This is a genomic window from Mycobacterium sp. IDUB_21 (assembly GCF_055419425.1).
In genome coordinates this window covers 433,760-456,962 of sequence record NZ_JBVAXQ010000001.1, presented here as the reverse complement: position 1 = coordinate 456,962, position 23,203 = coordinate 433,760, and the positions used below count along the sequence as shown (strand labels likewise).

22 protein-coding genes are annotated in these 23,203 nt (G+C 69.7%); 6 read left to right on the top strand and 16 right to left on the bottom strand.

The genetic code is table 11. The annotated features are described in order from the left end of the window. Nucleotides 1-12 precede the first annotated feature (12 nt). The 3 genes from ACZYY4_RS02235 to ACZYY4_RS02225 are packed head-to-tail and all read right to left on the bottom strand — an operon-like array spanning nt 13 to nt 3,760. Nucleotides 13-1,059: an aminotransferase class I/II-fold pyridoxal phosphate-dependent enzyme gene (locus ACZYY4_RS02235; RefSeq protein ID WP_463807783.1), complete on the bottom strand. Its 1,047-nt coding sequence runs from the start codon at nt 1,057-1,059 to the stop codon at nt 13-15. Further along, nucleotides 1,059-2,078: a 3-oxoacyl-ACP synthase III family protein gene (locus tag ACZYY4_RS02230; protein ID WP_463807782.1), complete on the bottom strand. Its 1,020-nt coding sequence runs from the start codon at nt 2,076-2,078 to the stop codon at nt 1,059-1,061. Before ACZYY4_RS02230 ends, ACZYY4_RS02235 begins: the two co-directional genes overlap by 1 nt. Further along, the gene (locus ACZYY4_RS02225) at nt 2,075-3,760 is read right to left on the bottom strand and encodes a thiamine pyrophosphate-binding protein (RefSeq protein WP_463807781.1); all 1,686 of its coding nucleotides are present in this window, start codon (nt 3,758-3,760) and stop codon (nt 2,075-2,077) included. Before ACZYY4_RS02225 ends, ACZYY4_RS02230 begins: the two co-directional genes overlap by 4 nt. 209 nt (nt 3,761-3,969) lie before the next feature. Here ACZYY4_RS02225 and ACZYY4_RS02220 point away from each other — a divergent pair, with 209 nt between their 5' ends. Both ACZYY4_RS02220 and ACZYY4_RS02215 read left to right on the top strand, forming a co-directional pair. Continuing rightward, complete coding sequence (locus tag ACZYY4_RS02220; protein ID WP_463807960.1) at nt 3,970-4,773, top strand: ABC transporter ATP-binding protein; 804 nt, start codon at nt 3,970-3,972, stop codon at nt 4,771-4,773. Beyond that, entirely contained in the window at nt 4,770-7,268 is a 2,499-nt protein-coding gene (locus tag ACZYY4_RS02215; RefSeq protein ID WP_463807780.1) for an ABC transporter permease, read from the top strand. The genes ACZYY4_RS02220 and ACZYY4_RS02215 overlap by 4 nt, the downstream gene beginning before the upstream one ends. Nucleotides 7,269-7,301: 33 nt before the next feature. Here ACZYY4_RS02215 and ACZYY4_RS02210 read toward each other — a convergent pair whose 3' ends face one another. The 10 genes from ACZYY4_RS02210 to secY all read right to left on the bottom strand — a co-directional run bounded on the left by ACZYY4_RS02210 (nt 7,302) and on the right by secY (nt 15,112). Continuing rightward, nucleotides 7,302-7,814, bottom strand: coding sequence for a hypothetical protein (locus ACZYY4_RS02210; protein ID WP_463807779.1), 513 nt, complete (start codon nt 7,812-7,814; stop codon nt 7,302-7,304). Next, on the bottom strand, nt 7,811-8,497 hold the full coding sequence (locus ACZYY4_RS02205; RefSeq protein ID WP_463807777.1) for a class I SAM-dependent methyltransferase: 687 nt from the start codon (nt 8,495-8,497) through the stop codon (nt 7,811-7,813). The genes ACZYY4_RS02210 and ACZYY4_RS02205 overlap by 4 nt, the downstream gene beginning before the upstream one ends. Then, nucleotides 8,484-9,107, bottom strand: a complete 624-nt coding sequence (locus ACZYY4_RS02200) for a DUF4389 domain-containing protein (protein ID WP_463807776.1) — start codon at nt 9,105-9,107, stop codon at nt 8,484-8,486. Before ACZYY4_RS02200 ends, ACZYY4_RS02205 begins: the two co-directional genes overlap by 14 nt. Next, nucleotides 9,104-9,769 carry an SRPBCC family protein gene (locus tag ACZYY4_RS02195; RefSeq protein WP_463807775.1) on the bottom strand — a complete coding sequence of 222 codons (666 nt, stop codon included), beginning with the start codon at nt 9,767-9,769 and terminating at the stop codon, nt 9,104-9,106. Before ACZYY4_RS02195 ends, ACZYY4_RS02200 begins: the two co-directional genes overlap by 4 nt. Before the next feature lie 13 nt (nt 9,770-9,782). Continuing rightward, on the bottom strand, nt 9,783-11,015 hold the full coding sequence (locus tag ACZYY4_RS02190; protein ID WP_463807773.1) for an FAD-dependent oxidoreductase: 1,233 nt from the start codon (nt 11,013-11,015) through the stop codon (nt 9,783-9,785). A 49-nt stretch (nt 11,016-11,064) separates the two neighbouring features. Continuing rightward, entirely contained in the window at nt 11,065-11,796 is a 732-nt protein-coding gene (locus ACZYY4_RS02185; protein WP_463807772.1) for an anti-sigma factor family protein, read from the bottom strand. Further along, the gene (locus ACZYY4_RS02180; protein ID WP_463807959.1) at nt 11,793-12,284 is read right to left on the bottom strand and encodes a sigma-70 family RNA polymerase sigma factor; all 492 of its coding nucleotides are present in this window, start codon (nt 12,282-12,284) and stop codon (nt 11,793-11,795) included. Before ACZYY4_RS02180 ends, ACZYY4_RS02185 begins: the two co-directional genes overlap by 4 nt. A 159-nt stretch (nt 12,285-12,443) precedes the next feature. Then, nucleotides 12,444-13,232 (bottom strand): type I methionyl aminopeptidase, encoded by a 789-nt coding sequence (gene map / locus ACZYY4_RS02175; RefSeq protein ID WP_463807771.1) that lies wholly within the window; start codon nt 13,230-13,232, stop codon nt 12,444-12,446. Further along, complete coding sequence (locus ACZYY4_RS02170; RefSeq protein WP_463807770.1) at nt 13,233-13,784, bottom strand: adenylate kinase; 552 nt, start codon at nt 13,782-13,784, stop codon at nt 13,233-13,235. Next, a complete protein-coding gene (secY, locus tag ACZYY4_RS02165) occupies nt 13,781-15,112 on the bottom strand; it encodes a preprotein translocase subunit SecY (protein ID WP_463807769.1) in 1,332 nt (443 codons plus the stop codon). Before secY ends, ACZYY4_RS02170 begins: the two co-directional genes overlap by 4 nt. A gap of 307 nt (nt 15,113-15,419) precedes the next feature. On the opposite strand from secY, the gene ACZYY4_RS02160 reads away from it, so the two are divergent. The 3 genes from ACZYY4_RS02160 (at nt 15,420) to ACZYY4_RS02150 (ending at nt 18,594) form a co-directional block, all read left to right on the top strand. Next, complete coding sequence (locus ACZYY4_RS02160) at nt 15,420-16,358, top strand: class I SAM-dependent methyltransferase (RefSeq protein WP_463807768.1); 939 nt, start codon at nt 15,420-15,422, stop codon at nt 16,356-16,358. A gap of 5 nt (nt 16,359-16,363) precedes the next feature. Further along, nucleotides 16,364-17,290 (top strand): class I SAM-dependent methyltransferase, encoded by a 927-nt coding sequence (locus tag ACZYY4_RS02155; RefSeq protein WP_463807767.1) that lies wholly within the window; start codon nt 16,364-16,366, stop codon nt 17,288-17,290. 71 nt (nt 17,291-17,361) lie between these two features. After that, nucleotides 17,362-18,594, top strand: coding sequence for a serine hydrolase domain-containing protein (locus ACZYY4_RS02150; protein WP_463807766.1), 1,233 nt, complete (start codon nt 17,362-17,364; stop codon nt 18,592-18,594). Nucleotides 18,595-18,609: 15 nt separating this feature from the next. On the opposite strand, the gene ACZYY4_RS02145 is transcribed toward ACZYY4_RS02150, so the two are convergent. The 3 genes from ACZYY4_RS02145 to ACZYY4_RS02135 form a co-directional block, all read right to left on the bottom strand. After that, the gene (locus ACZYY4_RS02145) at nt 18,610-18,915 is read right to left on the bottom strand and encodes a DUF732 domain-containing protein (RefSeq protein WP_463807765.1); all 306 of its coding nucleotides are present in this window, start codon (nt 18,913-18,915) and stop codon (nt 18,610-18,612) included. An 87-nt stretch (nt 18,916-19,002) separates the two neighbouring features. Beyond that, complete coding sequence (gene sppA, locus ACZYY4_RS02140; RefSeq protein ID WP_463807764.1) at nt 19,003-20,799, bottom strand: signal peptide peptidase SppA; 1,797 nt, start codon at nt 20,797-20,799, stop codon at nt 19,003-19,005. Nucleotides 20,800-20,889: 90 nt separating this feature from the next. Further along, nucleotides 20,890-22,968, bottom strand: a complete 2,079-nt coding sequence (locus ACZYY4_RS02135; protein WP_463807763.1) for a PE family protein — start codon at nt 22,966-22,968, stop codon at nt 20,890-20,892. A 54-nt stretch (nt 22,969-23,022) separates the two neighbouring features. On the opposite strand from ACZYY4_RS02135, the gene ACZYY4_RS02130 reads away from it, so the two are divergent. Continuing rightward, the coding region (locus ACZYY4_RS02130) for a hypothetical protein (RefSeq protein ID WP_463807762.1) at nt 23,023-23,203 on the top strand (181 nt) is incomplete at its 3' end.

The following is a 23,203-nucleotide window of genomic DNA, read 5'->3' as shown; positions in this document are numbered from 1 at the left end:
CCGCAGTGGTGATCACCCGGCCACCGGCACTGCCCCGGCCACCGCGGACAGCACCGCCAGGGTCGACGAGCGGTTGCCGACCGTGATCCGCGCGCTGCCGTCGGCGTAGCACCGGACCCGCAGCCCGGTCTCGCTGAACGATTCGCGCCACGGCCGGTCCCGCGCCGGCAGATACACGAAGTTCGCATGCGAGTCCATCGAGTCGACACCGATGCTCCACAGCCGTCGCCGCAGATGCCGACGCTCGGCGGTGATCCGTCGAATGCGTTGCCACAATTGCGCTTCGGCGTCATAGGAGGTCGCCACCGCCACGGCACTGCTGGTGCTGATGCCGAACGGCAACTGCATACTCCACAGCCCGGCGGCCAACTCCGGTGACCCGAAGCCGTAGCCGATCCGCAACCCCGCCAGGCCGTAGGCTTTGGAGAACGTCCGAACCACCATCACATTGGGGTGGCGCCGCACCAGCTCCGGCCCGTCGAGGCGGTCCTCGGGCGCCACGAACTCGATGTAGGCCTCGTCGAGCAGCACAACGGTGTCCTTCGGCACCCGCCGCAGAAAGCGTTCGACGTCGGCGACCGGCTCCAGGGTGCCGGTCGGGTTGTGCGGCCGGCACAACAGCACCACCCGGGCGTGTGCCGCGGCGTCCGCCATCGCCGGCAGGTCGTGGTGTCCACGGTGGTCCAGCGCAATCGGTACCGACGTCAACCCGGCCATTTGGACGATGATCGGATAACCGTCGAACGTGGGGTAGCTCAGCACGATCCGATCTCCGGGCCGGGTCAGCGCTTGCAGCACCTGCATCGCCACCCCGGTCGCGCCCGCCCCGAGTACCACCTGACCCTCGGCGACTCCGACCCGGTCGGCGATGAGCGCGCGCAGCTTCGTGGGCAGGAACTCCGGATAACGGTTCACCGCGTCGATCGAGCGGGCCAGGGCCGCTCGTACAGCGGGCAACGGTGGAAACGGATTCTCGTTGAGCGACAACGCGAGTGGATCGACCGCCACCGGCAGCCCATCGAGGAGGGTGCCGGGACTGCCGAGCGCGACCGATCCCATCACTCGCGCCCGCCCCAGCGCACCGCCGCCGCACCGGCGAAGTCACCGGCATGCGCGAAGGCTGCCAGCAGCACCAGGTCGCCGGCCTTCACCCGCCCGTCGCTGATCGCCCCATCCAAGTTGATCGGGACCGCGGCGCCGAACAGGTTGCCGCAGTCGTCAAACGTATCGAAGTGTCGCTCCTGCGGCAGTTCCAATGCCTCGCGCCAGTTGCGCAGGAACACCCGGTTCGGCTGGTTGGTGACCAGCAGGGCGATCTCGCTGGGCCGCACCCCGATCCGGGCACACACCGCCGACGCCACCTCGGGGACCTGCCGATTGCCGCGGGCCAGCACCTTGGTGATCTTCGCTTCGGTGAACGCGATGGAGATCTCGCCCGGCCCGGCCTGCCACCACTTGCGCGGCGGATCGGCGGCGGTCGTCATCTCGCCGGCGTACTCACCGTAGGTCCGGCACTCCACGTCGAGGACGGGCGAGTGATCCGACAGCGTCACCAGACCCACCGCGGCGCCGTCGCCGGGTACGGCCGCCTGCGCCCGGCAGCGCACCCCGGGCTGATCGAAGACCTGGCCGGCCGCGTTCTGTGCGATCGCGATCAGCGCGGTGCGGCCCGCACCCGACACCAGCAGCTGGCGGGCCAGGTCGAGGGCCAATACGAACGCCGCGCACCCGCCGTTGTGCAGGTCCAGCACCCACGACGGGCGCATCCCCAGCCGGTGTGCGGCACCGCCGCCGGCGCCGTAGAACGGCATGTCCGGGGCCTGGGTGTGGGTGATCAGCACGTCGACTCCGGCGATCACGTCGCGGCCGTGCCGTTCGATCAGCCCGGCTGCGGCCCGCTCGATCATGTCGACCGCGCTCTCGTCGGCACCGACGTGGTGACGAAATCTGGGCGCCCGGAACATCAGGTTGTCGCGGAGCTCGTCGGATCCGGCGAATCGCGCGTAGTAGTCGGCGCCGATCGGCTCGCCGGGCAGGTAACTGGAGACGTCGATCAGGCTGACGGCCGGTTGGCTCATGAGGTGACCGCCGCTGCGAGAAATGGTGCGAACGGCGGGATTTCGTCGGCAGCGCATTCGACGCCGATCACCGACGGGCCGTCGGTGTCGAGCGCGGCGCCCACCGCCGTGGTGAATCCGTCGAGGTCGGCGACATCCAGGGAAGTCAGGCCGGGGAACATCGCGGCCAGGCCGGCGCCCAACCGGCTCGGCGCGAACCGGTTGTAGCTGTATCCGCCGCCGTAGAACAGCTGCTCGCGGGTCACGCACATGGCGTGGGCATTGTTGTTGAACAACACGAACGTCACCGGCAGCCGGTAGTGCACCGCGGTGTGCACCTCCAGGCCGTGCATGAAGAACGCGCCGTCCCCGGCGATCACCACCACCCGCCGGCCCGGCACCGGGGATTTCGCCCGGCCGAACGCCATCCCGATGCCGGCGCCGAAGCTGTAGCCCATGCCGCCCATGCCGAGTGCGACCGCGAAGGCGCCCCCGCGCCGCGCCGGCAGGTAGTGCACGGCCGCCGCCCCGGTGTTGCCGGCATCCACGACGATGTCCACCCCATCGGGCAGTGCCCGATCGAGCGCGATCATGGCATCGCGGTAGCGGACACCGGGACCGTCGAACGGCGGCGGGCTCAGTTCGGTGCGCGGTGCCACTTGTGCCGGCCACACCCCGGTTGACCGATTCTTGGCCAGTGCGCGGGTCAGGATCCGCAACGATGCCCGCAGGTCATCGGTGTGCACGTGGGTACCCGCGAAGTACGGCGGCGCCGACCCGATCGACACGGTGCGCACGGCCGCCAGCGCATCGTCGAGGCCGGTACGCGCGGTCACCGACAACCGGGTGCCCACCACCAGGCACAGGGCGCTCTCGGCGATCGCCGCGGCCACGCCGGGATGACCCATCACCCCGGTGACGCCCAGCACCCACGGCCCCAGCCCCGACGTGCCGATGACGTCCTTGGCATCGGGAACGCAGGCCACCCGCGCACCCAGCACGGCACACAACGCCGCCAGCTCGGCCCGCGCGTCATCGCGAGCAACCTGCTCGCCGGCGATGACGGTGACCGGGCCGCTCACCCGCTGCAGTGCATGCACGATCGGATGCGGGTCGCCGATGGCCCGCGACCACCCGATGCCCCCGCCGTCGGCACCGTGGTAGCCGTTGACGGCAACCGCGGCCTGTTGAATGTCCTTGGGCAACAACAGCACGGCCGGACCGCCGGTGCATGCCGCCGCCAGGGCGGCCGGCAGGGCCGAGACGATGTCGGCGGGGTCCGAAACCCGCCGGCAGAATACCGAGACCGCGGAGAACAGCGCCTCGGCATTCAGCGAACCGTTGCGTCCGCTGGTGTCCTGAAAGCTGCCCCGGCCGTCCATCGTGGTCGGCGACTGGCCCACCAACGCCAACACCGGCACCCGACTGGCCAATGACTCCCCCAGCGCCGGAACAAGATTCAGCGCACCCCCACCCGATGTCGCCGCCACCACACCCAGACCCCGCCCGCTGCGGCTGTACCCGTCGGCCATGGTGGCCGCCGAGAACTCGTGCTTGGCCAGCACCGCGGTGATGCCGGGCCGCAGGTGTGCGGCGTCATAGAGGTCTTCGATGTTGGCGCCGTCGACACCGAAGATGTAGTCGACGCCCACTCCCGCGAGATGCCCGACGATATGGTCCACCACACGGTGCTTTGCGGCCATCTGCTCACCTCGATCTGCGCCCCCGCAGGCACGTATCCCCGCACGGGCTGTAGCGGACTACCTCGTTGCGATATCAGGTACACGACTCGCGGCCCGGCTGAGTTCACGCCCGCCACTGAACCGCGCACCGCCCCGAAGCGTGTCAACGATCAGAAGCCCGCGGATAGGGGGGCCGGTTGCCCGTGCTCACTGATCGTCGTCATCAAGCGCTGACCATCGAACTCCGCGACGTCGTGCGCGAGTACCGGGTCGGCGGCCAGCGGGTGCGAGCACTCGACCGGATCAACCTGTGCCTCACCGGTGGGCGGTTCGTGTCGGTCGTCGGACCGTCGGGAGCGGGCAAGAGCACCCTGCTGCACCTGCTCGGCGCGCTGGACTCCCCCGACACCGGCTCGATCACGTTCGACGGCGCCGAGATCGGCCGGCTCGGCGATGAGCAGGCCTCGGAGTTTCGCCGCCATCGGGTGGGCTTCGTCTTTCAGTTCTTCAACCTGCTGCCGACGCTGTCGGCGTGGGAGAACGTGGCGGTCCCCAAGCTGCTCGACGGTGGCCGACTCGACAAGGCCGAACACGATGCGGTTGCGCTGCTGGGCCGGGTCGGGCTCGGGAACCGGGTCGCACACCGGCCGGCGGAGCTATCCGGCGGACAGCTGCAGCGGGTCGCGATAGCGCGGGCATTGCTGATGGACCCCTCGCTGATTCTCGCCGACGAACCGACCGGCAACCTCGATTCCGCTACCGGCGCTTCGATCTTGAGGCTGCTTGCCGAGGTGGCGCACGAGGACGGGCGGGCCCGGCTGGTGGTGATGGTGACCCATGACCGCGATGCCGCGGCGGCCACCGACCGGGTGATCGCCCTACGGGACGGCCGGGTCGGTTCCGACTGCGGCGATCGCAAGCGCGGCGAAGCCGGGCGTAGCGGGTCGCCGCGCAACGAACGCGGCGATCGCAAGCGCGGCGAAGCCGGGCGTAGCGGGTCGCCGCGCAACGAACGGGCGGCGGCGCCACGGTGAGATCGGCGGTGGCCGCCACCGCGAGCCGGCTTCGCCTGTTCAGCCTGCGCGAACTGGCCGTACACCGGCGGCGCACCCTCGCCTCGATCACCGTCATGGCGGTGTCGGCGATGTACCTCGTCGCGGTGCTCGGGATCTTCGGGTCGATCACCGGTTCGGTGAATCGGCTGGCCGACGGGATCGCCGGTGTCGCCGCACTCGAGGTGTCGGGCATCACCGACGCCGGATTTCCCGACACGATACGGGCCGACGTGGCCGCGGTTCCCGGTGTCGCGACCGCGGCGCCACTGCTCCGGACGGCTGCTCCCACGGCGGCGGGGACGGTGTTGTTGTTCGGCGCGGACGCTGACAGCGTGGCCCTGGCCGGTGCGTTGGCGGCTGCGGTCGCACGACCGCCGGCGGGACCGGCCGGGACACCGGGCGGCGTCCAGGTCGGGCCGGGTGTCGGCCATCGGAAGGGCGATGGGTTCCGGCTGGGTTCGACGTGGGTCACGGTGTCCCAAGTACTCACCGGCAGGCAACTCGCGGATCTCAACGGCGGAAGCTATGTCCTTGCCCCGCTTGCGTTGGCGCAGAACATCACCGGGCGCCACGGCCAGCTCGATTCGATACTGGTCACCACGAAGCCGGGGGCGGACCCCGCCGGGGTGCGCGCCGCGGTCACCGCCGCCGTGAACGGACGGGCGATCGTCGCCGATCCGCGGATGCGCGCGGCTCGAGCCGGCGACGGCGTGAGGCTGATGAACTACATGGCTCTGATGGGCGCGGCGGTCGCGCTGGTGGTCGGTGCGTTCCTGGTCTACACCACGATGACCATGGCGATCGCCCAGCGCCGCCCGGTCATCTCGACGCTGCGCGCGATCGGCGGACGACGCGCCACCATCGTCGCCGACCTGCTCGGCGAGGCGGCAATGCTCGGCTTACTCGGCGCAGCGGTCGGGTCGGGCATCGGAATACTTCTGGGGCGCCTGGCGATTCAACGCTTGCCACCGGCCATCACCCAAGGGCTCGAAGCCCGCGTCGAGTATTGGCTGCCCGGCTACGCGTTACCCGTCGCGGTGGCCGCGACGGTGCTGGCCAGCGTGGCCGCGGCGGCGATGGCGGCGCGGCAGGTGTACAAGGTCTCACCGATCGAGGCATTGGCGCCCGTCGGCGTGTCAACCGCCGACACCGTGCCGGGCCGGCTGCGGGCCGTCAGCGGGGTTGCGGCCGTCGCGGTGATCGCGGTGTCGCTGCTGATCGTGCTCAACCATCGCGGCGCCGCCACGCTGGCTGCGATGTTCGCGGTGCTCTGCGCCGAGATCACGCTCGGCTTCGCGCTCACCGGGCCCCTTGTCAGAGCCGCTGCTGCCGCCGCGCGAACCTTCGGAACGGTCGGCGCGGTCGGGGCGGCAACAATCGAGCGTGCGCCGCGGCGGGTGTGGGCGACCGTGATGACCGTGCTGATCGCCGTGGTCACCACCGTCGTGATCACCGGAACCGACAACGACATGATCTCCTCGGCCCGCGCCATCTTCGAGCCGGTCGCGGGAGTCGACGTATGGGTCAGTGCGAATGCCCCCGACAGCTTTGCCACCGACGCGCTGCCGCAAGGCCTACAGGAGCGGGTGGCCGCGGTACCGGGGGCGGCCCGAGTCTGCGCCGGGGCCTACGGATTCGCCGTGATCGGTGGCACCCGGGTGATGCTGGACGGGTTCTCTCCCGGGTCGGCCGATCCGCTGTTTCGCGCACTCGGCGATCAGGCGCGCCGTGATGTGCTCGCCGGCCGGGGCGTGGTGCTGTCGCAGAATCTGGGCACGACCCTCGGGGTGCGGGTCGGCGATCAGCTGCGGCTGCAGACGCCACGTGGGCCGCGGCAGGCGGCGGTGCTGGCGCTGGTGCCGTACTTCTCGACGGTCATCGGGACCGTCGGGATCGGCGTTGACCAACTGCAGGCCTGGTTCGACCGCCCGGCGGTGACGACACTGCAGGTGACCGCCGCCGACGATGTCGATCCGGGGCGGTTGCTGGCCGAGGTCCGCCGGGTGGTCCCCGAGCCGAACCACGTCTACGACGGTCGCGCCGCGCTGGCCGGACTGGAGGCGCCGCTGCATCAGTCCATGGTGATCGCCAACGCGGTCTGGCTCATCGTGGTGTTCGTGGCCGCGGTGGCCCTGTTCACCACGTTGACGCTCTCGGTGCTGGAGCGACGCCGGGAGATCGGCGTGCTGCGAGCGATCGGCGCCAATCGTCGCTTCACCGTGCAGATGGTGCTCGCCGAGGCGGCGGGTATCGGTGTGACCGGCGGCCTGCTGGGGCTGTTGATCGGCCTGACCGATCAGTGGCTCTACAGCCTGGTAAGCGCTGAGATCATGAATTTCAGCGTCGATTTCCGGCCGAGCCTGGTGGCGCCGGCCTGCGCCGTCGGCGCGGTGGCGATCAGCCTGCTCGGCTCGGTGCCGCCCGCCCGGCGCGCGGCCCGGCTGAACATCATCGACGCGGTCGCGATCGAATGACGCCGCATGGCGCCGGGCAACCCGGCGCCTACCTCAGACGAGACCGAGTTGGATGAGCTCGGTGAACAGTTGGGCCAGCGGGTCGGTGAACGGCAACGCGAACGTAAAGTCGAGGTCCGGGTTGTCCGGCACGATGAACGTGTTGACCGTTTCCCCGAAAACCCCGATGCTCGCGGCCCCGAACCCCAGATTGTCCTCCGGGTCGGTCCCCGACGTCAGAATGTCGGTGAAGAGCGAGGATTGAAGAACGACGGCAACATAATCGCTGTCGTCGGGGTCGGCAGCTGAGGTGAGGGTGAACAGCCCGAAATCGGTGGTGTGACTGATGAAGTCCGGGTCGTCAGCCGGCGCGAGCAGCGCACTCAGGTCGCTGGTGTCGCCGGACGTGCCGGTATCACCGAAGAGGAAGGCCGGGTCGACGCCCGCACCGCGGCCATCCCCGTCGGCGTAGGCCGGTGTGCTGATTGCCAACGAGGTGAGCCCGGCGGCCAAGGCCGCGCCGACGCCCACCGCCGCCCGGCGGCGGCTCGTAACGGTACTACTCATGGCGGGATCTCCGTTCGCTCGACGTTATCTAGGTCACGTTCGCGACGGCTCGCCGGTTCACTACGTCTGACCGTGGCGAACCCCAGCAGCGCAGGTGTGCACGGGGGCGGCACCGGGGTTCGCCGGATGCTGCGCAGTCCGGTGGTGTCGAAGCCGGCCGCTGCGATGGCGTCCAGGGTGCGGCGGTTCGGCCGGCACCCGGATGCCAGCCATGACCACGGCTGCGCGATCAGGTCCTGGAACCGGCCCATCGCGCCGTGCCCGCGGACATGCTCGAGCACCACCAGCCGGCCACCGGGGGCCAGCACCCGGCGGATCTCCCCGAGGGTGGCGTCGACGTCGTCGACCGAGCACAGTACGAGTCCGACATGCACCGAGTCGAAACTGTTGTCCGGGAACGGAATCGATTCTCCGATTCCGTCGACGATGTTCACCGTGATCCCGTGGCGACGAGCAACGGCGGCGGCCATCCGGCGCATCGCCGGCTCCGGCTCCACGGCGGCGACCGTTGTCACCGCGGCGGGAAGAAACATCAGGTCGATGCCTGGGCCGAGGCCGATCATCAACAGCCGGCCGGTCGCAGCACTCATCGCCGCGCGCCGGTACCGGCGATAGAACAGCCGATCGAAGATCGGCATACCGAGTCGATACACATACGGGAACAACGGATTACGGCGCGACATCGGTTACCCGCAAGTTGCCCTGATCCAGCCGGAACGGCGGATACTCGTCGCGCATCAAAGAGACGTACACAGCCGCCCGATAACGCCAACGAACGATGCCCAGCAGCAGGTCGGACATGCCGGTCGGGATCGTCCCGGTGACCAGCAACGTCACCGCGGTGATCACGCACAGCACCTGCAGGGCAGGCTCCATCGCCCAGCACATCAGGATCTGCGGGAGACCCAACAGCCACCATTTGACCAGCACGGCCCGGTTGTCGAGTCGTTCGGGGTAGTCCACCTGCAGATCGGCCGGATAGTCGGGCCGGGAGGCCAGCGTGAAGGGCGGGAACTTGTCGGTGCTGTTCATCGGGAACCGGTAGTTCATCACCCGCCACGACCAGCGCAGCACACCCACGTTGAAGTCGAAGATGGCGCGCGGATACCGCCCGGTGAACAGGATCGCGACTCCGGCGACAACGGTCAGCAGCGGGTACACCAGGTAGAGAATGATCAAGATCGGGTAGTGCGGGGTGGCCAGCACACACCACTTGATCAGCCAGAGCCAGCGCGACGGACTGTCGAAATCGCCTCGTACCCGTACCGGATCGGGCGGCGCCAGGGTACTCATCTCATCCAGGACGGTGTGACGGGCAGGCCGTTGTGGTGGCGGTACTCGGCAATGGCCTTGAGGTTCTTCATTTCCAGCAGGTGTCCGGCGGCGAACATGTCCCAGAAGTCGCCGACCCAGACGGGCCGCTGCGGTGGGGCACTCTCCGGATACGGGTTGTGGTCGTAGAACGGGTGATGGCAATTGGTCCACAGCACAACCGAACCCGGCCTGTCCAGCACCAGCTGCGCGTCGACCACCCGCATCAGATAGATCATCCACAGGTGCTTGCCCTGGTCCCAGGCGCAGTGGTAGTCGACGGTCCGGGACTGCTCGTCGGCGACGGTGCGGACATAGATCTCGGTCTCCGAACCGAGTCGGTCGTGAGCCAGCCACAGACCGGGTTCGTCGGTCGGCGTGAAACCGCGCAGGCTGTACGTCCATTCCTCCAGGCAACGGGTGTCGGTCAGGTACGCGAACAGCTCGTCGGGTGGGCAGTCGACGAAATCATTGACGGTGCAGTACTCGCCGAAGACCTGATCGTGTGGGTAGACCGACCGCATCATCTCCATGACGATCGGGGTGGCCTTCTCCCGGGGGCTGGTCTCGATGCGGGTCACCCCATCGATGGGTTCGGCAGCGCCGTGATGGGCGACGATATCTTCAAGTGCGGGCAGCGACATCGGTCGGTCCTCCTCAATAGCTGTGATCTGTTGTATTGCTGAAGGTTTGGCTGACACCGATCGGCCCGAGAGCCCGGCTGATCTCGGCCGACATCCGGCGATGACTCAGCCGGCGCAGCAGCGTGGTCATCGCCCAGGTGTGCAGCCGGTCCGGGATCCACGCCGCCGGCCGCAGCATCAGCTCGCTGTGGGACAGTTGCAGCGCCGTCACCCGCGACACCGTCGCCACCTTGCGGCGCCTGGTGTTCTCATACCAGCGCAGCGCGCGAGACAGCTCACCGTGCAAGGTTGCCGCCCGGAAATCCGCCAGCGCCTTGCACAGCACCATCGTGTCGATCAGCGCTTGGTTGGTTCCCTGCGCCATGGTGGGCGGCATCGTGTGTGCGGCATCGCCGAGCAGGGTGAGCACGCCCCGTCCCGTCGCGGGAATCGGATGGCGGAAGTGCGGGTACGGCGACCGGGTCAGGTCGTCGTCGGTCAAAGCGGCCAGTACCCGATCGACCGGGTCGGACCAACCGGTGAAACGCGCCCGGATCATCTCGATCGGACGTGCCGGCCGCACGAAGTCCGGTGACCAGGGCAGGTCGAACCACCACTGCAGGTCGGAACCACCGGCCGGCCACAGGCCGAGGTTTCCGTGTTTGCCGACGACGATCAGCGCAACCTGCTTGTCCTCGACAGGATCCGGGAGGGTGACCAGTCCCTGCCAGCTGCACCAGCCGGTCGGCTTCGCGGGTTGCGCGCCGATGACATCTCGCACCATCGAGTGCAGCCCGTCCGCGCCGATCAACAGATCTCCGTCGATCGAGCTGCCGTCGTCGAAGTCGACCCGCACGCCGCCATTGGGTTCGGCCACGCCCGCCGCGCGGGCGTTGCATCGGATGCGCTCGGCCGGAAAGCCTTCCAGCAGGCGTTCCAGCAGGACCCGACGCGGGACCATCCGGACCGGTGCGCCCAGCCGGTCTGCGATCGCGGTGATGTCGAGGATGGCAAGCGGGCGACCGGCGGATGTCACCACCCGCACCGTCGACAGCGGCTGACCGGCCCCCGTCATGTCCACACCGAGCTGGCCCAGCACCGTTGCACCAGTGGGCCAGATGGTCACCGCCCCGCCACCCGCCTGCGTGTCCGGCCGCTGTTCGAAGACGGTGACGTCGTGGCCGTCGCGCAGTAGTCCCCGGGCAATGGAGATGCCCGCCACGCCGGCACCGACGACGAGGATTCGCAGAGCTGGCGGGGCACTCACCGCCGGCACCGGCACCGCTGATCCTCTGCGTGCCGTCTCATCACCGGTCCTACAGCGAGCGCTGCAGCAGCACCTGGCCGTTGTCGGCGGAGACCACTTGGACTGCGGCGATTTGGTCGACCGGTGTTGCGATACTGGCCTGCGGGCTCGCGGTGTGGCCGGGAATCGCGACCCAGGTCGCCAGCTGGGACTGGCTGCCGTCGCGGTGCAGCACCACCATCGCCAACCGGTCATGGTGGGCATCGGGCGGGGCCAGGCAGACGCAGTTCAGCGCGATCAGTGTTCCCCACTTCTGATCACTGAGGCTGACCGTCGAAGCCAGCTTGTGCGTTGCCAATTGCTCCATCGGCAAGCCCGACTCACCGGCGGGCGACTGCACGGGGGCGCTGGCCTGCGGCGGTGCGGGCGCCGGCATCGGCGAGTGCGCGGTAACGCCGACGAGCACGCCGCCGGCCAGCACCGCCGCCGCCGCAGCCGAGGTGACCCAGGTCGTCAGGCGGGTCCGGCGCTGTCGCGCGCGCACCGCGGTCAACAGCGACGTCATCACGGTGGCGGGCAGCGGTGGTCCCGCACCGGCTTCCTCGATCGCGGCCAACTCACTGCGGTCGAGCTTCGACAGCAGCGCCGGCATGCCGGACAGGTCGGCTACCGCCGACCGGCACGACGGGCAGTCGGCCAGGTGCGCCTCGAACTCTCGCCGGTCGGCCGCCGACAGCGACCCCAGCACATAAGCGGCATCCCATAGTGCGTACCCGTGGGAGCACTCAGGAACGAGCATCATCGGGTCACCCCCATCTCCTGCAGTGTCAGGCGCAGCGTCCGCACGGCATAGTGCAGTCGCGATTTCACCGTGCCCTCGGCGATTCCGAGGTCGGCGGCGATCTGAGCGGTGGTCCAACCCTGGTAATACGAGCGCTGCACCACCGCACGATGTTGGTCGGAGAGCTGGAGCATGGCTTCGCCGATCAGCATCCGATCCAGGGCCGAATCGACCTCGTCCGGGCCGGCCGGCTCCGGTGTGCCCGGGGCATCCAGCGCGCCGACTTCGGAACGGAACCGCGGGCTGCGGCTCTGGTCGATGACCATGTGGCGGGCGACGGTGAACAGCCATGCTCGCGGCGACCGCTCGGTGTCGCGGACCACCTCGAGATGCTGCCAGGCCCGCAGCAGCGTCTCCTGCACAATGTCCTCGGCGCGCGCCCGGTCGCCGGTAAGCCGCAGCACATAGCGCCACAACGCCGCGGCGTGCTCGTCGTGCAGCGCCTTCATCAGTGCGACTTCCGGCGCCTCCCGGTCGGCGACGTCCAAGGCCGTGCCGACGCCGGCGGCGCTTTGACGCTTCGTCACCAACCTCACAGTGGAGACACGATTCAGCCGTACAGCTGGTTCACGCCCATCACCGACCTTCCGGTGCAGACCACCCGGCGGTCAGAGCGTCGTCAAGATCCGGGGTCCGTCCTCGGTCACCGCCACGGTGTGCTCCCAGTGTGCGGCTCGGGAGCCGTCGGCGGTAGTGACCGTCCACTCGTCTTCGAGAATGACCGTCTGGTCGGTGCCCAGCGTCAGCATCGGCTCGATCGCCAGCACCGAACCGGTCACCAGCAGCGGCCCTTTTCCCGGCGCTCCCTCGTTCGGCAGGAACGGGTCCATGTGCATCTGGCGGCCGATACCGTGACCGCCGTAGCCGGCGACGATGCCGAACGACCGACGGAACGCGGCCGACGCGGCGCGGGCACCCGTTTCGATGGCGTGCGAGACGTCGCTGAGCCGGTTGCCCGGGACCATCGCCGCGATCCCGGCTTCCATCGCCTGCCGGGTGGCCGCCGAAAGGTTCTCGTCGGCCGGTGTCAGCTTCCCGACACCGAAGGTGACCGCCGCGTCGCCGTGCCAGCCGTCCAGGATCGCACCACAGTCGATGGAGACCAGATCACCGGCCACCAACACCTCGGTAGACGACGGGATGCCGTGCACCACACGGTCGTTCACCGAGCTGCAGATAGACGCGGGAAATCCGTGATAGCCCAGGAACGACGGCGTCGCACCCGAGTCCCGGATCACCGATTCGGCGACCTCGTCCAATTGCAGAGTCGAGGTACCGGCGGCAGCGGCCTCGCGCACCGCGGCCAGTGCCGCGGCTACGACGGCGCCTGCCGCGGCCATCGCGTCGAGCTCGCCCGGGCTGCGATGCGGCACCCGCCGCTTCGGCAGTCCGATCACTTAGCGTCCCACGGCCTGCAACAGGCGGGCGAAGACCTCGTCGACGGTGCCGAGCGCGTCCACGACATGCAGTTCGTGCTCGTGCTGGTAAAAGTCCAGCAGCGGCGCGGTCTCCTCGCGGTAGACGATCATTCGGTTGTGGATGACCTCGGCAGTGTCGTCGGCGCGGCCCCGCTCCCGCAGCCGGGCGAGCAGCTCGTCCTCGCTGACCCGCAGCTCCAGCACCGCGTCCAGCTTGGTGTTGCGCGCCTCCAGCATGTCGTGCAGGGCCTGGGCCTGCTCCACCGATCGGGGATAGCCGTCGAGGATGAAGCCTTTGGCGGCGTCCTCGGTGTCGATGCGGTCGGCGACCAGCGCGTTGGTCAGCTCGGAGGGCACCAGGTCACCGGCGTCCAGGTATCCCTTGGCCTTGCGACCCAGCTCGGTGCCCTGCGCGATGTTGCTGCGGAACAGGTCGCCGGTGGAGATCTGCGGGACGCCCAGCTCCTGCGCCAGTTTGACGGCCTGCGTGCCCTTGCCCGCCCCGGGCGGTCCCAGCAGGATGACTCTCACTTGAGGAACCCTTCGTAGTTGCGCTGCATGAGCTGGCTCTCGATCTGTTTGACCGTGTCAAGGCCGACGCCGATCATGATCAGCACCGCGGTACCACCGAACGGCAGGTTCTGGACCGTCCCGGAGTTGCCCATCTGCAAGAACAGGTTGGGCAGCACGGAGATGACGCCCAGGTAGATCGAGCCGGGCAGGGTGATCCGGTTGAGCACGAAGCGCAGGTAGTCCGCGGTCGGGCGGCCCGGCCGGATGCCCGGAATGAAGCCGCCGAACTTCTTCATCTCGTCGGCACGCTCGTCGGGGTTGAACGTGATCGAGACGTAGAAGTAGGTGAAGAAGATGATCAGGCCGAAGTACACCGCGATGTAGACGAAGTTGGACGGATCCGACAGGTAGGTGCTGACGGCCTTGTCCCACCAGCTGTTGCCGACACCTCCGCTGCCGCTGCGGACCAGTTGGGTGACCAGCTGGGGAATGTAGATCAGCGACGAGGCGAAGATGACCGGGATGACGCCGGCCTGGTTGACCTTCAGCGGCAGGTACGTCGAGGTGCCGCCGTACATGCGCCGGCCGACCATCCGCTTGGCGTACTGCACCGGGATGCGGCGCTGCCCCTGCTCGACGAAGACCACGCCGATGACGATCACCAGTGCCGCCAGGAGGACCATGGTGAACACCAGGCCGCCACGGGAGTCCAGGATGGTCTTGCCCTCGATCGGGATACGGGCGGCGATACCGACGAAGATCAGCAGCGACATGCCGTTGCCGATGCCGCGCTCGGTGATGAGCTCACCCAGCCACATCACCAGCACCGCGCCGGAGGTCATCACCAGCACGATGACGATCAGGGTGAAGATGCTGTGGTCGGCGATGATGTCGTGGCGCAGGCTGCAAGTCTGCAGCAGCCCACCGTTGGCGGCCAGCGCCACGATGCTGGTGGCCTGCAGAACGGCCAGCGCGACCGTCAGGTAGCGGGTGTACTGCGTCATCTTGTTCTGGCCGGACTGGCCTTCTTTGCGCAGCTCCTCGAAGCGCGGGATGACCACGGTCAGCAGCTGCACGATGATGCTCGCGGTGATGTAGGGCATCACACCGATGGCGAACACCGTCAGTTGCAGCAGCGCGCCGCCGGAGAACAGGTTGATCAGTGAGTAGACCTGCGCCGCGTCGCCGCCGCTGACCTCCTTGATGCACTGCTGCACGTTCTGGTAGTCGACGCCCGGCGATGGGATCGCCGCTCCGAGCCGGTACACGACGATGATGCCCAGGGCGAACAGGATCTTGCGCCTGAGGTCGACCGTCCGCAGTGATGAGATGAAAGCCGAGAACACTCTTCTCCTCCTGCGCAGCCGAGGTCCGGTCGCGGCGTGCCAATGGGCTGGTTTGGTCCAGCCCCGGTTAGTCCTGGGTAGTCCTGCGTTTTCGCGTCGACGCGCCGACCGGTCATGAATGCGGCCACGCGTGCCTTCAGGCGCGTCAGCAGTCTACGAGACTAACAGCTCAGCACGGCGGGCCGGGCTGCGTCGGGCCGCGGTTCCAGCGAACGATCAGCCGGTGCGCGTACAGTCGTCGACAGCTCGTTAACCTAGCTAATTAACTTCCGGGCGGTGTTCCCGGCTTCAGATTGGAGTCCCCTCGATGGCACGCACCGACAACGACACCTGGGATCTGGCCTCCAGCGTGGGGGTCACCGCAACCGGAGTGGCCGCCGCCCGCGCGATGGCCGGCCGGGCCGAACGCCCTCTGATCGATGACCCGTTCGCCGAACCGCTGGTGCGTGCCGTCGGGCTGGACCTGTTCACCGGGCTGGCCAGCGGCGAGATCGACCCGGCCGCCTTGGGTGACGACAGTCCGATGGGCATGACCCGGATGGCCGACAACATGGCGGTGCGGACCCGGTTCTTCGACGACTTCTTCGCCGACGCTTGTGGTGCTGCAGCGGGCACCGCCGGCATCCGGCAGGCGGTCATCCTGGCCTCGGGCCTGGACTCCCGCGCCTACCGGCTGGCCTGGCCCGCCGGCACCGTCGTATACGAGGTCGATCAGCCCGAGGTGATCGAGTTCAAGACCAGGGTGCTGGCCGAGCACGGCGCCGAACCGACCGCGCAGCGGCGAACGGTCTCGATCGACCTGCGCGACGACTGGCCGGCGGCGTTGCGGGCGGCGGGCTTCGACCCGGGCCTGCCGACCGCGTGGAGCGCCGAGGGACTGTTGGGTTACCTGCCGCCGGAGGCGCAGGACCGGCTGTTGGACACCATCACCGAGCTGAGCGCACCGGGTAGCCGGGTCGCCACCGAGAGCGTTCCGGCCCTCGACGCCGACACCGAGGTGCAGGCTCGCCGGCAGATGCAGGAGGCTGCGGAACGGATGCGCAGCCAGGGCCTCGACCTCGACATGAGCGAGTTGTTCTACTTCGGCGACCGCAACGAGGCCGGCACCTATCTCGCCGGCCACGGCTGGCAGGTCGACAGCCGCAGCGTCGGCGAACTGTTCGCCGCGCACGGGTTGCCGCCGCTGGAGGAGGGCGACGGCCCCGGCTTCGGCGGCCTGTCCTACATCAGCGCGGTCCGGGGCTGACGGCCATGGCACGCAGCGGCGGTGCACGATCTCCTGGGGACAGCTGGGATCTGGCGTCCAGTGTGGGAACGACGGCGACCATGGTCGCGGTCGGACGGGCCTTGGCCAGCCGGGAACCCGACGCGCTGATCGACGACCCGTTCGCCGCGCCGCTGGTGCGTGCGGTCGGGATCGACTTCTTCAACCGACTGCTCGACGGCGAGCTCGAACCGGCGATCGCCAACGACGCCGACGCCACCGTCCGGCCGATGACCGAGGTGATGGCGGTGCGCACCCGGTTCTTCGACGACTTCTTCCTGCAGGCCGCGGCCGCCGGCGTCCGGCAGTCCGTCATCCTGGCGTCCGGACTGGATTCGCGGGCTTATCGGCTGGAATGGCCGGAAAGCAGCGTCGTCTACGAGATCGACCTGCCGGAGGTGATCGAGTTCAAGTCGCGCACCCTGGCCGAAATCGGTGCCGAGCCCACGGCGCTGCGCCGGACGGTGGCCATCGACCTGCGCGAGGACTGGCCGGCGGCGTTGCGCAGCAGCGGCTTCGACGCGACGAAACCGACGGCGTGGAGCGCGGAAGGGCTGCTGGTCTATCTCCCGCCGGAGGCACAGGACCGACTCTTCGACAACATCACCGCGTTGAGTGCGCCGGGCAGTCGACTGGCCACCGAGTACCACCCCGACGGAGCCGCTGCGTTGAGCGATTCGAACCAATCGGTGGGACGGCGCTTTGCTGAGCAGGGCCTGGATCTGGACATGGCGAACCTGGTTTACGCCGGCGAGCGCCGGCCCGCCGACGATTACCTGACCGAGCACGGCTGGCAGGTGAGCAGTCGTACCCGGACCGAGGTCTTCGCGGGTTATGGGCGCCGCTACCCCGACGACGCCGAGATCGTGGCAGGGCTCCGCAATTCGGTGTCGATCGAGGCGATTCGCACGTAAGGCGACTGACGGCCCCAGCGAATTCGCGATTCGGTGCCGGCCGGCCGGCCGGCAGCGATATAACCAGTCCGATGGTGCTCAAAGTTGATGTTCCGCAGGATCTGATCGGCGGCGACGTCGACGAGGGCTACGGCAAGGTCGCTGACGCGTTTCGCGCGAATTTCGCCGGGGGCCATGAGGTGGGCGCCGCGGTCTCGGTGTACCGCGACGGCGTCAAGGTGGTCGACCTGTGGGGCGGCTACCGCGACGGGTTCACCCGGCAACCGTGGCGGCAGGACACCATGGTCAACGTCTTCTCCAGCACCAAGGGTGTGGCGGCACTGACCGTGGCGCTGGCGGTGTCGCGAGGACTGTTCGGCTACGACGACAAGGTGGCCGACCACTGGCCCGAGTTCGCGCAAGCCGGCAAGGGCGAGGTCACGGTCCGCGAACTGCTCGGCCATCAATCCGGGCTGTGCGCGTTGAAGCCCGCTCCCACGCTGGACGACGTCGCCGACCCGGACCGGCTGGCGCCCATACTCGCGGCCCAGAAGCCGCTCTGGGCGCCCGGCACCCGGCACGGGTATCACGCGATCACGCTGGGCTGGTATGAGTCCGAGCTGATCCGTCGCACCGACCCGGCCGGGCGCACCCTGGGCCGATTCCTGGCCGACGAAATCGCCGGGCCGCTCGGGCTGGACCTGCACATCGGTCTGCCGGCCGCGGTGCCCCGCGACCGGGTGGCGATGTTGCACCAGTGGAAACGGGCAGAGTCGCTGCGACACCTGGGCGTGATGCCGGCCGCGCTGGTGGCCGCTTCGTTCAACCCGTTCGGCCTGCTGGCACGCGCGAGTTCGCTGCCACGCGACATCAAACCCTGGGATGGCGACTACAACCGCGACCAGGTGCGCGCAGTCGAGATCCCGTCGGCCAACGGGATCGGCACCGCCTCGGCGATCGCGCGACTCTACGGCGCCGCGGCCACCGCAGATCCCGCGTTGCCCCTGAGCCCCGGTGTGCGCGATGCGCTCACCGCAATGCCGGCGCCACCGTCCGGCGGCGAACGCGACAAGGTGCTGGGCGTCGAGGTGCTCTTCTCGCTGGGGTTGTCCAAACCGGCGTTCGCCGCCGTGTTCGGCTCATCGGACAGGGCTTATGGCACACCGGGTTTCGGTGGATCCTTCGGGTTCGCCGACCCCGATACGGGTGTGGGTTTCTGCTATGTGATGAATCGCCTGGGCTTTCACCTCTACAGCGATCCGCGCGAGCTCGCGCTGCGCCAGGCGTTGTTCCGCGACGTGCTGGGCGCCCGGCCGCAGGCCTAGCAACCGCGACGAAAACTACATGTGCTCCGGGCAGTAGTGCGCCGCCGAGATCGCGGCGAACTCTCCGGCCTTCTGAACGGTGAAACCGGGGTTGGTGGCCTGCACGGCGACGACGGTGTCCATCGGGGACAGTCCGCCGTCCATCAGCTGGCAAACCGCGCGGCCGGCTGACACGGTGGCCTGGTCGTTGCCGCGGTGGCTCAGTCCCGCCCCCGACAGGGTGGCGAGGAACTGGCCATCAACACCCGACGGCGCGGCGTTGGCGGGGGCGGCGAGGCCGATCATCGCGCTCAGGCCCGCCAGCAGCAGTAACCGTTTCATGCCTGTAAGTCTGGGCGGCGCTCGTTAAGAAGGTGTTACCGAGCCTTTGCTGTCACGAAAGCGTTTTGTTGAATCTGTGTTACATCCTCACCAGCGCGATTCGCCCAGCCACAGCACCTGCGCCCCGTTGACCGACCGTTGTGCCTGGTCGACGATCCCGGCCAGCGACCGCATCAGCAGGCCGCCGACGGCATCGGACAGCGCCGCCGCCGGCTGCGATGACTGGCGTGGCCGGACGAACTCCCACAGTGACGAGCCCGGATAGGACACGGTGCGGACCTGCGCATCCGCGTCGAGCCCGGCCAGCACCTTGGCTCGCCGCACCGCGGTGCGCAGCCCGCCCAACTCGTCGACCAGGCCGCGCTGCGCCGCGTCGGCGCCGGTCCACACCCGACCGCGTGCCACCGCATCCACCGCCTCGGTCGACAGGCTGCGGCCTGCTGCCACCCGCGCCACGAAGTCGTCGTAGAACAGGTCGGCTTCGGTCTCGACCTGCCCGTGCTGCTCGTCGGTGAAGGGGGCGTTGATCGACCAGGCATCGGCGTTGGCGCCGGTGCGCACCGTGTCGGTGCCGACCCCGAGGCGGTCCTTGAGCTCACGGGCGACCAGCTTGCCGGTCACCACCCCGATCGATCCGGTGATGGTGCCGGGGTTGGCCACGATGGTGTCGGTGCCCGCCGCGATGTAGTAGCCGCCGGACGCGGCGACCGCGCCCATCGACGTCACCACCGGCTTGCCGGCCTCCCGGGCTTGCTGCACCGCCCGCCAGATGGTCTCCGACCCGGTGACCGAGCCACCGGGGCTGTCCACCCGTAGCACGATCGCAGCGACGTCATCGTCGGCGGCCGCCTCTCGCAGGGCCGCGGAAATCGTGTCTCCGCCGACGCTGCGATTGCCGAACGGGGACAGCTGCGGCCCGCCGGAGCCGCTGACGATCGCACCGGCCACCGTCACCACGGCGATCGCCGGCTTGCTCTTGCGGCCCGGGATGGACGGCAGGCCCGGTGTGGACACCACCGGGCGCCCGGCGGTCGCGTTCGCGTAGCGCGTCAGGTACAGCCGGGGCGGGGCCTTGGGGTCGTCCGCGTCGACCGTCGCGTCCCCCGGGCCGCCGGCCAGTGCGGCGATGCGGTCGTAGGCCTCGTCGCGGAACCCGATCCGGTCGATCAGGCCCGACTGGACCGCGTCGTCGCGCAGCAGCGGCGCCCGGTCGGCGCACGCGTCAACGACGCCGGCGTCCAGGTCCCGGGATTCGGCGACGGCCGCGCGCACTTGGGCGTGCAGGCTGCCTACCAGAGCAGTGTCGGCTTCCCGGTGCGCGTCGGTGTAGGAGTCCTGGGTGAACATGTTGGCCGCCGACTTGTATTCGCCGCGGGCGACGAACTGCGCCTCGATGCCGACTTTGTCCAGCGCGGTGCGCAGGAACGTCGCATTGGTGGCGAAGCCGATCAGCCCGACCGTTCCCGAGGGCTGCATCCACACCTCGCCGAACGCCGACGCCAGGTAGTAGGACAGCGTGCCCGGGTAGGTTTCGGCCCAGGCCAGCGACGGCTTGACGGCGGTGAAGTCGGCGATGGCGGCCCGAAGCTCCTGCACCGGTCCGGCGGCTGCCGACGAAAGCTGCACTCGCGCAATCAATCCGGCGACCCGCGGATCTTCGGCCGCGCGGTGGATCGCGGCCACCACGTCGCGCAGCACCGGCGGCTGGCCACCGGAGCGGATCAGCGCCAGCGGGTCGAAGGCCCCGGTCTCGTGCGGCAGCGCCTGCAGGTCGAGTTCGAGTACGACGCCGTTGGGCACCCCGTGATGCCGGGCGGTGTCGATGCGACGGGCGACGCCGCGCAGGTCATCCAGGCCGGGGACTCCGGGCAGCAAGGTGAACATGAATTCGAGCGTACCGGCGTCGCGCTCACCGACCGCGCTGTTGACCGCCGGTGCTCATCAGCAGCCGCTTCTGCTCAGCGCGCCAGCCCGTCAGAGCAGACCGCCGGGCGCCCCGGCACCACCGTCACCGCCGGTTTGACCGCTCGGGCCAACACCCGGAGCGCCGGCGGCACCGTTGCTGTTGGTTCCGCCGTGGCCTCCGGTGCCACCGATCGCGCCACCGTCACCGCCGGCGCCGCCGTCACCGCCGGCGCCACCGATGAGATTGAGCACGCCGGGGCCGGCGGTGCCACCCAGGCCGCCATCGCCACCGATCGTTCCGGCCGCAGTGCCCGAGCCGCCGGTACCGCCGTCACCGCCATCACCGCCGGCCAGCACGTTCGCCAGGCCCGCTCCGCCGTCACCGCCCTGACCGCCGGTGCCACCGGTGCTGCCCGCGATGCTCCCGGCGGCACCACCGGTGCCACCGCCGCCGCCGTCGCCCGCGCCGAGGGCACCGACCACCGCACTGCCACCGGTGCCACCCTGTCCGCCGGCACCGCCATTGCTGCCGGCGGCATCGCCGGCCGCCCCGCCGGTGCCCCCGGTTCCGCCGGTGCCACCGAGCGCGCTGGCGACAGCGCTCGCACCGTCACCGCCTTGGCCACCGGCGCCGCCGATGCTGTCGGTCTGATCAGCCGCGGCACCACCGTTGCCGCCGTTGCCGCCCCCGCCGACCCCGAGAGCACCGACCAGGCCCCCACCACCGGTACCGCCCTGGCCGCCGGCGCCGCCGATACTGCCGCTCTGATCGGCCGCCGCGCCACCGGTACCGCCGTTGCCGCCCACACCACCGAGCGCATTGGCAACGGCGCCGATAGACCCCTGGCCGCCCTGTCCGCCATCTCCGCCGACGCCCGCCGCACCTTGATCGGCACCGCTGCCACCACCGACGCCGGCAACGCCACCGTTGCCACCGGTACCGGCGGTAGCGGTCGACCCGACCCCGACCAGAGTAGAGCCGGCATTGCCTCCGACACCGCCGACACCACCGTCACCACCGGCGCCGTTGACGCCGTCGGCTCCGCCATCGGCGGTCCCGGCGACACCGCCGACACCACCGCCGCCACCGAGGCCACCGGTGGCGCCGTCGCCCGGGCCGATAATGCCGAGAAGTCCCGCAGACGTGTTGCCGCCATTGCCTCCCGAGCCGCCGGTACCGCCCTGGCCACCAGTTCCACCGTCGCCGGCGTTGTAGCCGCTGCCGCCGGTGCCCCCGACGCCACCGTCTCCGGCGGCACCACCGGCTTTGCCATTGCCGCCGTTGCCGAGAAGGCTGTCCGCACCGTTGGCCCCGGGCACGCCCGTACCGCCCATGCCGCCGGTACCACCGTCACCGCCGTCGCCTTGCTGGGCGTGGGTGGTGTTGTCGGCTTCCAGACCACCCTGGCCGCCATTGCCGCCGGTGCCGCCGACACCGCCGGTGCCGCCCGCCACCGTCGTCGTGCCATTGGTCCCCTGCGCGCCGCTGCCGCCGACGCCGCCGTTGCCGCCGACACCAGCCTGACCGTCGCCCCCGGTGGTGCCATCCCCTCCGGAGGCCGCCTGGTCGACGCCGGCCCCGTTCAGACCACCCGCGCCGGCTGTGCCGGCCGCACCGCCGTGGCCGGCGTTGCCGCCGGTGCCACCCTCACCACCCATACCGCCGTTGGCGCCGTTCAACGTCGGCGAGGTGTAGCCAGTGCCGCCGGTGCCGCCCGCGCCGCCGTCGCCACCCAGGCCGCCGTCGCCGGCGTTCCCACCGACACCACCGGCACCGACCTGGCCATCGGTGGCACCCGTGCCCGCTGCGCCGCCCTGGCCACCGGTACCGCCGCTTCCGCCGGTGCCGCCGTCGATGCCGTTGCCGCCATTGCCGCCGGTGCCGCCGGTCGTGGTGCCGGCTGTGCCCGTCGTCCCGGTGCCGCCGACGTCGCCGTTCGACCCGGTGGTGCCGGTCGCACCGTCGCCACCGGCCCCGCCGACGCCACCATTGCCGCCATCACCCTGGCCGCCCGCCACACCCGTGGCACCCGACGCCGCCTGGTTAGCCCCAGCCCCGTCCAAACCACCAACACCCGCCGTACCCGCAGCACCCCCGGCACCACCATCACCGCCGGCGCCACCGACACCACCATCAGAACCACTCAAACCCGTCGCACCGGTCTCGGTGAACCCAGCACCACCGTTGCCGCCATCACCACCATGACCACCGACACCACCATCACCGGCCGCACCACCCTGGCCACCAGCACCGACCAAGCCATCAGTGGTACCACTACCGGCCGCACCACCTTGACCACCGGCACCACCACTGCCACCGACCTGACCCACCCCACCACTGACACCGGTATTACCCGCACCACCAGCCACACCACTAGTCGTC

Excerpts from the sequence above, each read along its gene's own strand:
- ACZYY4_RS02205 (WP_463807777.1), bottom strand. The coding sequence starts at position 8,497 with ATGTCGCGCCGTAATCCGTTGTTCCCGTATGTGTATCGACTCGGTATG.
- ACZYY4_RS02210 (WP_463807779.1), bottom strand. The coding sequence starts at position 7,814 with ATGAGTAGTACCGTTACGAGCCGCCGCCGGGCGGCGGTGGGCGTCGGC.
- ACZYY4_RS02230 (WP_463807782.1), bottom strand. The coding sequence starts at position 2,078 with ATGAGCCAACCGGCCGTCAGCCTGATCGACGTCTCCAGTTACCTGCCC.
- sppA (WP_463807764.1), bottom strand. The coding sequence starts at position 20,799 with ATGTTCACCTTGCTGCCCGGAGTCCCCGGCCTGGATGACCTGCGCGGC.
- ACZYY4_RS02150 (WP_463807766.1), top strand. The coding sequence starts at position 17,362 with ATGGTGCTCAAAGTTGATGTTCCGCAGGATCTGATCGGCGGCGACGTC.
- ACZYY4_RS02225 (WP_463807781.1), bottom strand. The coding sequence starts at position 3,760 with ATGGCCGCAAAGCACCGTGTGGTGGACCATATCGTCGGGCATCTCGCG.
- ACZYY4_RS02200 (WP_463807776.1), bottom strand. The coding sequence starts at position 9,107 with ATGAGTACCCTGGCGCCGCCCGATCCGGTACGGGTACGAGGCGATTTC.
- ACZYY4_RS02180 (WP_463807959.1), bottom strand. The coding sequence starts at position 12,284 with ATGAAGGCGCTGCACGACGAGCACGCCGCGGCGTTGTGGCGCTATGTG.
- ACZYY4_RS02155 (WP_463807767.1), top strand. The coding sequence starts at position 16,364 with ATGGCACGCAGCGGCGGTGCACGATCTCCTGGGGACAGCTGGGATCTG.
- ACZYY4_RS02235 (WP_463807783.1), bottom strand. The coding sequence starts at position 1,059 with ATGGGATCGGTCGCGCTCGGCAGTCCCGGCACCCTCCTCGATGGGCTG.
- ACZYY4_RS02195 (WP_463807775.1), bottom strand. The coding sequence starts at position 9,769 with ATGTCGCTGCCCGCACTTGAAGATATCGTCGCCCATCACGGCGCTGCC.
- ACZYY4_RS02160 (WP_463807768.1), top strand. The coding sequence starts at position 15,420 with ATGGCACGCACCGACAACGACACCTGGGATCTGGCCTCCAGCGTGGGG.
- ACZYY4_RS02145 (WP_463807765.1), bottom strand. The coding sequence starts at position 18,915 with ATGAAACGGTTACTGCTGCTGGCGGGCCTGAGCGCGATGATCGGCCTC.
- ACZYY4_RS02185 (WP_463807772.1), bottom strand. The coding sequence starts at position 11,796 with ATGATGCTCGTTCCTGAGTGCTCCCACGGGTACGCACTATGGGATGCC.